Below are 13457 nucleotides of genomic sequence, written 5' to 3' on the forward strand. Positions count from 1 at the left end.
ATCGTGGGCTCAGGAGCGGTGGATGAGCGGTTTAAGTCGCACGCCTGGAAAGCGTGTGAGGGTTAATAGCCCTCCGCGGGTTCGAATCCCGCCTGCTCCGCCAGTTGTCTAAGAAAATCAATAACTTAGATCTGTTTTTGGGTTTTGTCCCACATAGAAGCCCACATAAAGCCGCTGCTCTTGAGCAGCGGCTTTTTTTGTTTCAGACCACCGCGTTAGCCGTCGACCTCTGTGGCCTCTGTGGCCTCTCCGAGGGCGGACAAAATATCGGCCAGCTCCTTTGCCGATAGGCCATGGAACTCGGCACAGGCAGCGTTTACTTCGGCCAGATCGGCCTCCGACGGAACGCCAGTTACAAGAATCCTTCCGACGGCCCTCTCGACGCGTTCCTGAAGATCCTTTCCGCCCGCCGCAGATAGATCCGGAATCGGGAGCACGCGTAGATGGGGGGCCTGGAACGGCAGATATCCGCCGGCCATGGCAAGACCCTTGAAGAACAGGCGATGGCAGAAGGCGGCCACGTCGAAGTGCATGTAGCCGATGAGGAACTCGAGGGTGTAGCCCCCCGATGGGTTGTAGACCGTGTTCACGTCGATGCCCGCAAAGCCACCGTCTGAGTCGAGGAACGCTTCGCAGCGAAGGGCCATCTTGGCGACAACAATCTTTGGGGACTTGAAGAGGGCCTTGCGGCTCTCCAAGGCCGTGTTACTGCCCTTAAAGGCAGGATGCAGGAACTTACGCCCCTGCTTGACGAGTGGACGCTCCCCCCATAAGGAAACGTAGGGATCGATGGTCCCCGTGTTGGCTACACGCAGTGATGCCCCCTTGTTCTCAACCAGTAGTTGTCCGAGGTCGTCGGCCTCGGAGGCAGTGGTGAGGGCGTTCACCTGCGCCTTGTCCTTGAGCCAGACACTCTTCTCCAAGACCTTCGCAAGCAGCAAGCGACGGGAATCAAGGAGGAAGCCCCAGATCCTTCCGGGCAGAGCGTCTAGAAGCGAATCTTGGGCCGGCTGAGGCGTTGTTGCATAACCCTGCCGGAGTGGCCTCCGATCGTGGTTAGGCTAGGCTAAACAGATGAGCAAGCCACCGCGGGCGAAGTACCGCACGACGAACTGGAGTGAGTACAACGCGGCGCTCAAGCGCAGGGGATCATTGATGGTTTGGCTCGATGCCGACCTTCAATGGCAGGCTCCTGCCAGTGGTCGCTCAGGCCGGCCCGCTGTGTTCAGCGATGCTGCGATCCAGTTCTGCCTGACCTTGAAGTGCATGTTTGGGCTGGGCCTGCGCCAGGCGACGGGCCTGGCCGAGAGCCTGATCAAGTTGGCCCACTTGGACTGGGCCGTGCCCGACTACAGCACCTTGTCGCGGCGTCAGAAGACATTGAGTGTGGCCATTGCCACGCGCCGCAGCAGCGCGGGCCTACACCTGCTGATCGACAGCACCGGCGTGAAGATGCTGGGCGAAGGCGAATGGAAGACGAAGAAGCACGGTGCCGACTACCGCCGGCAGTGGCGCAAGGTGCACCTGGGCATTGATGCACAGACGCTGGAGATCCGCGCCATCGAGATCACGGACAACGCCATTGGCGATGCGCCGATGCTGCCGGAGTTGCTGGCGCAGATTCCTGCGGACGAACAACTGCATTCGGTGAGCGCCGATGGTGCCTATGACACCAAAGCGTGCCACGAGGCAATCGCCAGTCGGCAGGCTGCGGCGATCATCCCCACACGCAAGAACGCCAAGCCTTGGGCGGATGGCAAAGCTGGGGCGCAGGCAAGAAACGAAATCCTGAGGGCGACACGCAAGCTTGGTCGTTCAATCTGGAAGAAGTGGAGCGGCTATCACCGCCGCAGCCTGGTGGAGACCAAGATGGGGTGCTTCAAGAGACTGGGCGAGCGCGTGATGGCACGGGACTTCCAGAGGCAGGTGACCGAGCTACAGGTACGGGCATCGATCCTCAACAGGTTCACCAGTCTGGGAACGCCTGAGACTGTGCGCGTGGCATAGCTGCGTCTTGGGTAAGGGGAGGCTCGCCCTGAATTCGGGTTATGCAACAGCGCCGGCCCAGTCCGAAACTCGCGGTCCATTCCGTAGGACTGCGGCTGAACGCCGTGGCCACGCAGCAACTGCTGCCAATCCTGAGCCAGGCCGCATCTGGCGGTACGATGCGCGAAATCGAACCGACATTCCCCCACTTCGCCTGCCGCAAAAGGAGCCTCGATGGCCGGACCTTCCCCCACCTTGACGCGCGGCACCACCTCGCTGGACAAGACCCTGAAAAAGAGCGAGCAGGTGGCCGCGGAAGTGCAACGCGCCTCGGACAACCTGGCCGTCGTGAGCACCGTGCTCGAGCAGGAACTGCCGGATGAGGTCCAGGTCGGCGAGGTGGCACAGGCCATCGAGCACACCAGCCAGCTCGAGGAAAAACTCGCCCAGTCGGCCGAGAAACTGGCCGAGGTGAATGCGGCGCTGAGCAAGGAAATCGAAAAGCACCTCGAAGTGACCGCCGAGCGCGACGAGAGCCAGGCGCTGGCCGAGAAGCTCAAGGCCCGCATCCGCGCCCAGGCGCCGTCGGACAAGGGCTGATCGCCGTTGTTTCCGCACGGTTTCCGTGCGTCGTTCTCCCTTCTCCTACGCAAAGACCGCTTGCGGCACGCTACGCTATTGGTTCACAGACCAAAACCGCGGCATGGCCCTCATCACGTTCCTCGTCGAGGACAACAAGACCATCAGGGACAACCTGGTCCCAGCCCTCGAGGACCTCGTCAACGGCCAAGTCGTCGGTTTCGCAGAAACCGAATCGGGCGCCCTCGCCTGGCTGGCCGCGCACCCCGACGCCTGGCAGCTGCTGATCGTCGACCTGTTCCTGAAAGAAGGCTCCGGCCTCGGCGTGCTGTCGGGCTGCCGCAACCGCCGGCCCGAGCAGCGGGTCGTGGTGCTGAGCAACTACGTCACCCCCGACATCCGCACGCGCTGCCAGGCGCTGGGCGCCGACGCGGTGTTCGACAAGTCGCGCGACCTCGACGCCTTCATCGAGTACTGCAACACCGACCGCCCCTCGGGCCTGGCCGCGCTCTGAAAACACGCCGGCGCCACGGTTGCGCCCACCCATGAAAAAAGGGCCCGAACAGTCTGTGTAAATAGTCAGCGCTGAGTCCGCGAGAAGTGCCCTTCAGGCGTTTGTCTGAGGGGCATTTTTCATTGGAGGCTGACCAATGGGACATAGACACGGACAGGCACGGGGACAGGCAACGTTGTTCCCACTGATGCTCGATGAGCTCGTGGGCCAGGACGCACTGGTTCGGGTGGTGGACGCCTGGGTGCAGGCGCTGGACCTGAAGGCGCTGGGCTTTGCCAAGGCGCAGGCGCAGCGACTGGGAACACCGCCCTACGACCCGGGCGATCTGCTGCGGCTGTACATCTGGGGCTACCTGAGCGCGATCCGTTCCTCGCGGGCCCTGGAGCGCGAGTGCCACCGCAACGTGGAGTGCATGTGGCTGCTGGGGCGCCTAGCCCCGGATCACAAGACCATCGCCGAGTTCAGGCGCCAGAACACGGCGGCCCTGGTGGCCAGTTGTGCGGCCTTCGTGCAGTTCGCGCGGGCCAGCCGGGTGATCCGCGGATCGACAGTGGCCATTGATGGCTCCAAGGTGCAGGCAGTGGCCTCGCGCAAGGCGGTGGTGGGCCAGCGTGAGCTGGCCGCACAGGCACAGCGCAATGCGCAGGAGATCGCGGCTTATCTGCGGTTGCTGGACAGCCGGGACGGCGAGGATGACCAGGGCGGTGATGGGCCCGGCGATGGTCCTGGTACGCCCGATGAAGTGCGCGCGGCCTTGGAACGACTGAAGGCCCAGGGGCGAGCCATCGCCAACCAAGCCCAGCAACTCCTGCGCAGCGACGCGAGCACCGTCGTGTGCGGTGAGCCCGAAGCACGCCCGATGCGTAGCCTGAACAGCCAGCCGGGCTACAACCTGCAAACGGCGGTGGAGACGCAAAGCCACCTGATCGTGGCGCATGAGGTGGTCTGCGAGGTGAACGATCAGCGCCAGTTGCAGCCCATGGCCGAGGCGGCCAGCCGGGTGCTGCAGCAGCCCTGCACGGTGGTGGCCGATGCGGGCTATGCCAATGGGGAGCACATTGCAGCCTTGGACGCCCAGGGCATCACCAGCTACGTGGCGGGCGAGCGTTCGGTGAACCACCAGGGCGGCGGCAGCCTGTACCAGCGCAGCGCCTTCGTTTATGACCCGGCCAGCGACAGCTTCACCTGCCCGGCGGGCAGTGCCCTAAAGCGCAAGCAGCTCTCGCGCAAGGACAAGATGGTGGTCTATGCAGCACAGCCGAGCGATTGCGCGGGCTGTGCCCAGAAACTCAAATGCACCACGGCGCGCCAGCGCTTCGTCTCGCGCCACCTGTACGAAGAGGCGCTCGAAGCCAATGCAAGCAGGCTGGCCGCTCAGCCCTGGATGATGGGGCTCAGGCGCCAGACGGTGGAACACCCCTTTGCCAGTATCAAACACCTCATTCTGGGCAATGCCCGGTTGCTGATGAGGCATACCAGTGGAGCGCGCGCGGAGTTCAGCTTGGCGGTGATGGCCTACAACCTCAAGCGGGTGTTCAACATGAAGGGAGCGCCCTGGATGCACCAGGCGCTCAGGGGCTGAGGCCCTTGGGCGTTTGCTCGCCCCAATGAAAAATGCCCCGCTCTCGCGGGGCATCTCGATCAAGCGGCCTGCTGACTATTTACACAGACTGCGAAGGCCCTTTTCTTTTGGACGGTCCGGTGAAGGACCGTTGGCTGCAATGCTGTGATCAGCGCACCACGGCGATCTGCGTGCGCACGCCACCCTTGTAGGTGAAGAGCGTCAGGGCGCCGTTCTTGATGTCGCCCTTTTCGTCGAAGGCGATCGGGCCAGTCACGCCCTTGTATTGCACCTTGCCGACTTCAGGCAGGTACTTTTCCGGGTCGGACGAGCCGGCCTTGACCATGGCTTCGGCCAGCACGTTGACCGCGTCGTACACGTACGGGGCGTAGATCTGCACTTCGACGCCGTTCTTGGTCTTGAACTTGGCCTTGAAGTCTTCCAGCGGCTGCTTGAAGTCGCCGTCGACACCGCCGGCTTCGGCGCAGACCACCATGTCTTCACCGATGGCGTCGCCTGCCAGCTTCGGCAGTTCGCCGGTGCACAGGCCGTCGCCGCCCATGAACTTGACGTTCAGGCCGAGTTGCTTGACCTGCTTGAGCATCGGGCCGCCCACGGCGTCCATGCCGCCGAAGAACAGAACGTCGGGCTTGGTGGCCTTCAGCTTGGTCAGGATGGCGTTGAAGTCGGTCGACTTGTCGGTCGTGAACTCGTGGCCCACGATGGTCGCACCGGCGGCCTTGGCAGCCTTCTCGAACTCTTCGGCAACGCCTTGGCCGTAGGCCGTGCGGTCGTCGATCACGGCGATGTTCTTGCCCTTGAGCGTTTCGACGGCGTACTTGCCCAACGTGCCGCCGAGCTGCGTGTCGTCGGCCACCACGCGGAACGTGGTCTTGAAGCCTTGACGCGTGTACTTGGGGTTCGTGGCCGACGGCGAGACCTGCGGAATGCCGGCGTCGCTGTACAGCTTGGAAGCGGGAATGGTGGTGCCCGAGTTCAGGTGACCGACGATGCCGTTGACCTTTTCATCGACCAGCTTCTGGGCAACGGCCGTGCCTTGCTTCGGATCGCCTGCGTCGTCTTCGGGAACGAGCACGAACTTGGCAACCTTGTCGCCGATCTTGAGGCCCTTTGCATTCAGGTCTTCGATGGCCATCTTGGCACCCAGCTCGTTGTCCTTGCCAAGGTGGGCAATGGGACCGCTGGTGGGGCCGACGTGGCCGATCTTGACGACCAGGGCGTCAGCAGGAGGTGCAGCAGGGGCCGGGGCCGCAGCCGTGGGTGCCGGCGTCGCCGCCGGAGCAGCAGCTTCTTCTTTCTTGCCGCAAGCCACAAGCGTGAGTGCAGCCAGTGCGACCGCAGTCCATTTCAATTGCATGAGAACCTCCAGAACTTGGATGAAAAGATATAAAAACCGGTCGTTCGATCCGGGCGTTCAGACCTCGCAAGTTTCGCGCCGCAGACCAGCGGCACCCTCACGCCATTCCGACCTGCGGCGCAGTTTAGCCGAGGATTTATGCGCCGGAAGTTGGCGTAGACCCTGTGTTTTCCCCTGTGTTTTCACAGAGTTCAGCGGCCATGGATTCGATGACGAGCGCGCGCAGCACGGTCTCGATTTCGCCGCGCAGACGCGGCACCATTTCGTCGAGCTGCTGCTGAACGGCAGCTGACACGGCGTCGCTCAATCGCTCTTCGAGCGACAGGTCGACGCGCTGCAATACGCGGTGCAGCAATTGCTCTTCGAGGCTGACGATTTCAGCCGGCGTGAGCGACACCGAAGGCGGCAGCGCCACAGCACTCGCCGGGTCCGGCGGCGGGGGCTGCGACACCGGTGCGCCCGTACCTGGAACCAATGGCCGCACCGTCTCGGCGACCGGCACGGGCTCGGCCGGAATCTCGAGCACGGTCGTCAGCGTCGGGACAAACCGGGGCGGCGTGCGCAGCGTGCTGGCCATCAGGAAGCGCTCCTTGCGAAGTCGTGCGGCTGGATCGTGTAGCCCCGGTCGGCGTAGTGGCGCCAGCGGGTGCGGCCGACCTGCCGGTCGTTGGCCTCGTCGCTCACGATGTCGATCATGCGTTCGAAGCGCTCGAAGCCGGCCGGCACCTCGAGCCCGAGGTTGACCAGCATCTCGCGGTGCGGCAGCGAAGCCGTGTCCCCACCTTCGGCGCACAGGATGACGGGCGAACGCGCCACCACATGGGCTGGCGCATCGGCGCGGCAGTGCGCGACGAAGTCGACCGGCGACATCTGCCAGAGCGCGGCGTCGACCGTGTCGAGCGCGCGCGCATCGCCCACCACCACCACGCGCAAGCCGCGTGTGTTCACGGCCTTGCGAACCAGCCGGCAAGCGTAGGTGAGCTTGTCGGGCGCGTTGTAGTGAAAGCCGATGTCGGTCACTGCGCGGACCGGGCCTTTCGGGCCGGCTTGGCCGGGGCCTTGGGCGAGGCCTTCTTTGCAGGCTTGGCGGCCTTCGGCGCGGCAACAGCGGCGTGGCTGCTTCCCGCGCGATTCGTCAGGTACGAGACCAGCAAGCCGACGGGCCGGCCGGTCGAGCCCTTGGCCGCCCCGCTCTTCCAGGCCGTGCCTGCGATGTCCAGGTGCGCCCAGGCGTAGTCGGCCGTGAAGCGCTGCAAAAACTTGGCGGCGGTGATCGCGCCGCCGGCACGGCCGGCGATGTTGGCCACGTCGGCGAAATTGCTCTTGAGGCCTTCGGCGTAGTCGTCGTCCAGCGGCAGGCGCCAGCAGCGGTCTTGCGATGCTTCGCCGGCCGACTCGAGCGCGGACGCCAGCGACTCGTCGCTCGCGAACAGGCCGCTGCGCACGCCGCCCAAAGCCACCACGCAGGCGCCTGTGAGCGTCGCGATGTCGATCACGGCAGCCGGGTCGAAGCGCTTGGCATACGTGAGCGCGTCGCACAGGATCAGGCGGCCTTCGGCGTCGGTGTTCAGGATCTCGATGGTCTGCCCGCTCATGCTGGTGACCACATCGCCGGGCTTGACGGCCTTGCCGTCGTTCATGTTTTCGCACGAAGGAATCAGGCCGACCACGTTGATCGCCGGCTGGATCGCGCCGAGCGCGCGGAAGGTGCCGAGCACGCTGGCGGCGCCGCACATGTCGAACTTCATTTCGTCCATCTCGGCGGCGGGCTTGAGCGAGACGCCGCCGGTGTCGAAGGTGATGCCCTTGCCGACGAGCACCACGGGTGCTTCGTCTTTCGCGCCGCCCTGGTAGCGCAGCACGATGAAGCGCAGCGGTTCGGCCGAGCCCTGAGCCACGGCGGCGAACGCGCCCATGCCGAGCTTTTCGACTTCCTTCGGGCCCAGCACTTCGCACTTGATGCGCGGCAGTTTCGCCAGCCCCTTGGCGGCTTCGGCCAGCAGCGTGGGCGTGGCATGGTTGGCGGGACGGTTGCCCCATTCCTTGGCCAGTTCGATGCCGGCAACCGTGGCGCGGGCGTCGTCGAAAGCCTTGGTGACGGCCGGGCTGGCGGCCTCGGACACGCCCAGCGTCAGATGGCGGATGCTGCGCGGCTCGGCCTTCGACTTGGTCGTGGTGTAGACATAGCTGGCATCGGCCGCGGCCGTGACGGCAGCAGCAACGGCGGCGGCGTCGGCCGGCTGCGCGAAGACGATCACCACGCGCTTGGGGCCGTTGACCTTGGCTGCGGCAACCGCCGCGCTCACGGCGCTGCGCACCGAGGCGGCCTTGCCGTCGCCAATGGCGGCGAGCAGCACGCGCGACGGCACCACGGCCTCGGGGCGGTACAGCGCGAGCAGCTTGCCGGCCTTGTCGGGCAGGTCGCCGGCCTTGCGGGCGCTGGCGGCGAGCACGGAGACGGGGTCTTTGGCGATGGGGAGAGCGCTGCCGACCAGCACGATGAGGAGGTCGGATTTCTCGGCGGCAGCCTGGGCGACGGTGAGGGTCTTGAGTTGAAAGTCCATAATCCTTTTTTTCCTCGAACGATGTTATTCCATTCTTCCCTACGCAAGGAGCTGTCGCGCAGCTTCGGAGCGACCCTCGTCGTCCTGGTCACCATCGTGATGACCATGATGCTCATCCGTACGCTCGGGCTGGCGTCCAAGGGCAGCGTGAACCCACAGGAGGTGTTCCTCGTGATGGCGTACACGGTGCTCGGCTACATGCCGACCATCCTGAGCCTGAGCCTGTTCATCGCCATCGTCGGCACGCTCTCGCGCATGTACCGCGACAGCGAAATGGTGATCTGGTTCTCCAGCGGCCGTGGCCTGGCCGACTTCATCCAGCCGCTGTTCCGCTTCGCCTGGCCGGTGCTGCTGCTCATTGCGGCCATGGCGCTGGTGGGCTGGCCGTGGGCCAACTCGCAGACCATCGGCATGCGCCAGCAGTACGAAGCACGCAGCGACATCGAGCGCGTCACGCCGGGTGAGTTCCGCGAGTCCTCGGGCCGCCTGCGCGTGTTCTTCATCGACAAGGACACGCCCGACGGCGCCACCGCCACCAACGTGTTCATCTGGGCCGTCGAGCGCGGCCTGCAGATCACCACGTCGGCGCGCAGCGGCCGCATCGAAGATATCGACAACCACCGCTTCCTGCTGCTGAGCAACGGCCAGCGCCTGGAGCGCCCGCTGTTCACCGAATCCGGCCTCAAGATCAGCGAGTTCAAGACCTACGGCACGCGCGCGGGCGGCAGCTCGAACGCCACCGGCGACAGCACGCCCACGCGCGCCCGGTCCACGCTCTCGCTGCTGCGCGACCGCAGCGATGGCAGCCTGGGTGAGCTGGGCTGGCGCTTCGGCATGCTGCTGGCCGCCATCAACTTCGTGCTGCTGGCGCTCACGGTGTCCAGCGTCAATCCGCGCGTGGGACGCAGCGGCAACCTGGTGTTTGCGCTGTTCGCCTTCGTCGTCTACTACAACCTGCTGAACCTCGGCCAGAGCTGGATCAGCTCGGGCCGCTACGGCATGGGCTCGTTCATGCTCCTGCTGCACGGCGGCGTGTTCCTGTTTGCCACGGCCTGGCTCACGCTGCGCAACAACAACTGGACGGCCCGCCGCCAGGCCCGCGCCAGCGCGGCCACCGCTGGCGCCCCGCCGGCCGTACCGCCTTCCCGGACCGACCCGACCTCGTGAAAACCATCCGCCGACTGATCTACATCGAGGCACTGAAGGCCGTGGCCTTCGTGACGCTCGGCTTCCTGAGCCTGTTTTTCTTCTTCGACTTCGTCGACGAACTTCAGTCCGTGGGCAAGCCCGAAAGCCTGGCCTACGGTCCGGTGCAGGCGCTCATCTACGTGCTGCTGCTGGTGCCCAGCCACCTGTACGAACTGCTGCCGATCACGGTGCTGATCGGCTGCATCTTCGTGATGGCGCGGCTGGCGCAAAGCTCCGAATACACGATCCTGCGCACCAGCGGTCTCGGTCCGTGGCGCGCGCTGCGCACGCTGCTGCTGCTCGGGCTGGGCTTCGTGATCCTCACCTTTGCCATCGGCGACTACATCGCGCCGCTGTCGGGGCGCACCGGCCAGCTGCTCAAGTCGCGCTACCAGGGCACCTACTCGCTGGTCGGCAACACCGGCGCGTGGCTCAAGGAAAAGCGCGGCGACACGTCGTATGCGGTCAACGTGCTGTCGATTTCGCGCGACGGCTCGCTGCAGAACACGCGCATCTTCGAGTTCGACGGCAACGGCTACGTGAGCAAGCAGCTCATGGCCAAGTCGGCCCGCATCCTCGACGAGAAGTGGGTGCTCTCGGAAGTCGAACAGCAAGACTACGAAACCCGCTCCGCCGACAAGGCCCGCATCACGACCACCCAGGTCGAGAAGATGGACTGGCCCACCTCGCTCACCGCCGAAATGGTGTCGGTCGCGCTGCTGCGGCCCGACCGCATGAGCACCATCGACCTGTTCGACTACATCCGGCACCTGAACGCCAACGGCCAGACCGCGCAGCGCTACGAGATCGAGTTCTGGCGCAAGGTGTTCTATCCGCTCTCGTGTCTGGTGATGGTGGTGCTCGCCCTGCCCTTCGCCTACCTGCACTTCCGCCAGGCCGGCATCACGACCTACGTGTTCGGCGGCGTGATGATCGGCATCAGCTTCTTCCTGCTGAACAACGTGTTCGGCTACCTCGGCAACCTCAGCAACTGGTCGCCCTGGCTCACGGCGGCGGCGCCGGGGCTCATCTATTCAGTACTGTCGCTCACAGCCTTCAGCTGGCTGGTCCTGAGGCGATGACCGCGCAGGTGCCGGGCACCGTGCTGCTCGCGCACGGCTCGCGCGACGCCCGCTGGCGCGAGCCCATCGAGGCCGTTGCCGCCCGCATGCGCGAAGACGATCCCGCCGTGCGCGTGCTGTGCGCCTACATGGAACTGGCCGCGCCCGACCTGCCGACCGCCGCCGCCGCGCTGATTGCCGACGGCGCCACCGCGGTGCACGTGGTGCCGCTGTTCCTGGGCATGGGCAAGCACGCCCGCGAAGACCTGCCGCTGCAGCTCGACGCCCTGCGCCAGCGCTGGCCCGAGGTCGCGTTCTCGCTGGCCCCGATCGTCGGCGAATCGCCCGAACTGGTCGCTTTGCTGGCCCGGATTGCCATCAAATCCTGAAGTCCCGGTCATTTTTATAGACTTCAAAGGCATAATGAATTCCGCAATCAGACGGAATTCGATATGAATCTGCACCAGTTCAAGTTTGTTCAGGAAGCCGTGCGGCGCGGCCTGAACCTCACCGAGGCGGCCAAGGCACTGCACACCTCGCAGCCCGGCGTCTCCAAGGCGATCATCGAACTCGAGGAAGAACTCGGCGTCGAGATCTTCGCCCGCCACGGCAAGCGCCTGAAGCGCATCACCGAACCCGGCCAGCACGTCATCGCGAGCATCGAACTCATCATGCGCGAGGTGGGCAACCTCAAGCGCATCGGCGAACAGTTCAGCGCACAAGACAGCGGCACCCTCTCCATTGCCACCACCCACACCCAGGCGCGCTATGTGCTGCCGGTGCCCGTGGCCAACCTGCGCGAGGCCTACCCGAAGGTCAACGTGAGCCTGCACCAGGGCTCGCCCGACCAGGTGGCGCGCATGGTGATCGACGAGATCGCCGAGATCGGCATCGCCACCGAATCGCTCGACGGCTACGCCGAGCTGGTCACGCTGCCCTGCTACGAATGGCAGCACGTGCTGGTGCTGCCCAAGGACCACCCGCTGGCGGCCAAGGAGCGCGTGTCGCTCGAAGACCTGGCGCTCGAGCCGATCATCACGTACCACCCGTCGTTCACCGGCCGCACGCGCATCGACCATGCGTTCGCGCAGAAGAAGCTCACGCCGCGCATCGCGCTCGAAGCCATCGACTCCGACGTGATCAAGACCTACGTGCGCCTCGGCCTGGGCGTGGGCATCGTGGCCGAGATGGCCGTGCGCGACGAATCGAACGCCGACCTCGTGGTGCGCCCGATGGGCCACGTGTTCGGCCAGAACATCGCGCGCGTTGCCTTCAAGCGCAGCGCCTACCTGCGCAACTTCGTCTTCAAGTTCGCCGAGCTGCTGTCCGACCGCCTCGACCGCAACCTGATCGCGAAGGCCCTGAGCGGCCATCAACAAGATTACGAACTCTGACCTTTCGCTTTTTCCCCCGCGACGACCGACCATGAGCACCGCCACCCCTTCGCCTTCTCCCCGCACGCCCGAGATCACTACCAAGCTGCCGGCTGTCGGCACCACCATCTTCACCGTGATGTCCACGCTCGCGGCCGAGAAGAATGCCGTGAACCTCGGCCAGGGCTTCCCCGATTTCCACTGCGATCCGAAGCTGCTCGAAGACGTGACCGCCGCCATGGCGGCCGGCCACAACCAGTACCCGCCGATGCCGGGCATTCTGTCGCTGCGCGATGCCATCGCCGCCAAGATCGAGGCGCTCTACGGCCGCAGCTACAGCGCCGCGACCGAGATCACGGTCACGGCCGGTGCCACGCAGGCCATCATCACGGCCATCCTGGCCATCGTGCGGCCCGGCGACGAAGTGATCGTGCTGGAGCCCTGCTACGACAGCTACGTGCCCAACATCGACCTGGCCGGTGGCAAGGTCGTGCGCGTGCCGCTCGTGCCCGGCACCTTCCGCCCCGACTTCGACAAGATCGCCGCCGCGCTCACGCCGAAGACGCGCGCGATCATCATCAACACGCCGCACAACCCGAGCGCCACGGTCTGGACCGCGGCCGAGATGCGCCAGCTCGAAGACCTGCTCGCGCCCACCGACGTGTTCGTGATCAGCGACGAGGTCTACGAGCACATGGTGTTCGACGACGCACGCCATGAAAGCGTGGCCCGCTTCCCGGGCCTGGCGGCGCGCAGCTTCATCGTCAGCAGCTTCGGCAAGACGTACCACGTCACCGGTTGGAAGGTCGGCTTCGTGGCCGCGCCCGCGCCGCTGATGGCCGAGTTCCGCAAGGTGCACCAGTTCAACGTGTTCACCGTGAACACGCCGATGCAGCACGCGCTCGCGCAGTACATGGCGCGGCCCGAGCCGTACCTGGAGCTGCCGGCCTTCTACCAGCGCAAGCGCGACCTGTTCGCGGCCGGCCTGGCCGAGAAGACCCGCTTCAAGCTGCTGCGCAGCGAGGGCAGCTACTTCCAGTGCGTGGACATCTCGGCGGTGAGCGACCTGTCGGAAGCCGACTTCTGCCTCTGGCTCACGCGCGAGATCGGCGTAGCAGCGATTCCGCTGTCGGCCTTCTACGGCGACGGCTTCGACCAGCGCGTGGTGCGCTTCTGCTTCGCCAAGAAGGACGAGACGCTGATCGCCGCGCTCGACCGCCTCGCGAAGCTCTGACGCCGGCCGCCGCGCTCCG

14 protein-coding genes and 1 tRNA gene are annotated in these 13457 nt (G+C 65.2%); 10 read left to right on the top strand and 5 right to left on the bottom strand.

The window, feature by feature from the left end:
* Nucleotides 1–12 precede the first annotated feature (12 nt).
* Nucleotides 13–103, top strand: a tRNA-Ser gene (locus tag IG196_RS15290).
* Between the two features lie 112 nt (nucleotides 104–215).
* Here IG196_RS15290 and IG196_RS15295 read toward each other — a convergent pair.
* Complete coding sequence (locus IG196_RS15295; protein WP_192196807.1) at nucleotides 216–887, bottom strand: hypothetical protein; 672 nt, start codon at nucleotides 885–887, stop codon at nucleotides 216–218.
* Nucleotides 888–1074: 187 nt separating this feature from the next.
* Here IG196_RS15295 and IG196_RS15300 point away from each other — a divergent pair, with 187 nt between their 5' ends.
* The 4 genes from IG196_RS15300 to IG196_RS15315 all read left to right on the top strand — a co-directional run bounded on the left by IG196_RS15300 (nucleotide 1075) and on the right by IG196_RS15315 (nucleotide 4661).
* Complete coding sequence (locus tag IG196_RS15300; protein WP_192192124.1) at nucleotides 1075–2007, top strand: IS5 family transposase; 933 nt, start codon at nucleotides 1075–1077, stop codon at nucleotides 2005–2007.
* Between the two features lie 213 nt (nucleotides 2008–2220).
* Nucleotides 2221–2586: a hypothetical protein gene (locus tag IG196_RS15305; protein ID WP_192196808.1), complete on the top strand. Its 366-nt coding sequence runs from the start codon at nucleotides 2221–2223 to the stop codon at nucleotides 2584–2586.
* A gap of 103 nt (nucleotides 2587–2689) precedes the next feature.
* A complete protein-coding gene (locus IG196_RS15310) occupies nucleotides 2690–3079 on the top strand; it encodes a response regulator (RefSeq protein ID WP_192196809.1) in 390 nt (129 codons plus the stop codon).
* Nucleotides 3080–3215: 136 nt separating this feature from the next.
* Nucleotides 3216–4661: an IS1182 family transposase gene (locus IG196_RS15315; RefSeq protein ID WP_225617054.1), complete on the top strand. Its 1446-nt coding sequence runs from the start codon at nucleotides 3216–3218 to the stop codon at nucleotides 4659–4661.
* Between the two features lie 148 nt (nucleotides 4662–4809).
* Here IG196_RS15315 and IG196_RS15320 read toward each other — a convergent pair whose 3' ends face one another.
* The 4 genes from IG196_RS15320 to IG196_RS15335 form a co-directional block, all read right to left on the bottom strand.
* Nucleotides 4810–6018, bottom strand: coding sequence for a branched-chain amino acid ABC transporter substrate-binding protein (locus IG196_RS15320; protein ID WP_101491697.1), 1209 nt, complete (start codon nucleotides 6016–6018; stop codon nucleotides 4810–4812).
* Nucleotides 6019–6154: 136 nt separating this feature from the next.
* On the bottom strand, nucleotides 6155–6595 hold the full coding sequence (locus IG196_RS15325) for a hypothetical protein (protein WP_192196811.1): 441 nt from the start codon (nucleotides 6593–6595) through the stop codon (nucleotides 6155–6157).
* Nucleotides 6595–7038, bottom strand: coding sequence for a DNA polymerase III subunit chi (locus tag IG196_RS15330; RefSeq protein WP_192196812.1), 444 nt, complete (start codon nucleotides 7036–7038; stop codon nucleotides 6595–6597). The genes IG196_RS15325 and IG196_RS15330 overlap by 1 nt, the downstream gene beginning before the upstream one ends.
* A complete protein-coding gene (locus tag IG196_RS15335) occupies nucleotides 7035–8582 on the bottom strand; it encodes a leucyl aminopeptidase (RefSeq protein ID WP_192196813.1) in 1548 nt (515 codons plus the stop codon). The genes IG196_RS15330 and IG196_RS15335 overlap by 4 nt, the downstream gene beginning before the upstream one ends.
* A 21-nt stretch (nucleotides 8583–8603) precedes the next feature.
* Here IG196_RS15335 and lptF point away from each other — a divergent pair, with 21 nt between their 5' ends.
* The 5 genes from lptF to IG196_RS15360 all read left to right on the top strand — a co-directional run bounded on the left by lptF (nucleotide 8604) and on the right by IG196_RS15360 (nucleotide 13438).
* Nucleotides 8604–9749 (top strand): LPS export ABC transporter permease LptF, encoded by a 1146-nt coding sequence (gene lptF / locus IG196_RS15340; RefSeq protein ID WP_192196814.1) that lies wholly within the window; start codon nucleotides 8604–8606, stop codon nucleotides 9747–9749.
* Nucleotides 9746–10852, top strand: a complete 1107-nt coding sequence (gene lptG / locus IG196_RS15345; protein ID WP_192196815.1) for an LPS export ABC transporter permease LptG — start codon at nucleotides 9746–9748, stop codon at nucleotides 10850–10852. The genes lptF and lptG overlap by 4 nt, the downstream gene beginning before the upstream one ends.
* A complete protein-coding gene (locus IG196_RS15350) occupies nucleotides 10849–11220 on the top strand; it encodes a sirohydrochlorin chelatase (RefSeq protein ID WP_192196816.1) in 372 nt (123 codons plus the stop codon). Before lptG ends, IG196_RS15350 begins: the two co-directional genes overlap by 4 nt.
* 63 nt (nucleotides 11221–11283) lie before the next feature.
* Nucleotides 11284–12225, top strand: coding sequence for a CysB family HTH-type transcriptional regulator (locus tag IG196_RS15355; RefSeq protein ID WP_099789369.1), 942 nt, complete (start codon nucleotides 11284–11286; stop codon nucleotides 12223–12225).
* A 31-nt stretch (nucleotides 12226–12256) separates the two neighbouring features.
* The gene (locus tag IG196_RS15360) at nucleotides 12257–13438 is read left to right on the top strand and encodes a pyridoxal phosphate-dependent aminotransferase (RefSeq protein WP_192196817.1); all 1182 of its coding nucleotides are present in this window, start codon (nucleotides 12257–12259) and stop codon (nucleotides 13436–13438) included.
* Nucleotides 13439–13457 lie beyond the last annotated feature (19 nt).

Origin of the sequence: Variovorax sp. 38R (assembly GCF_014843395.1) — a bacterium.
Lineage (GTDB): Bacteria > Pseudomonadota > Gammaproteobacteria > Burkholderiales > Burkholderiaceae_C > Variovorax > Variovorax paradoxus_H.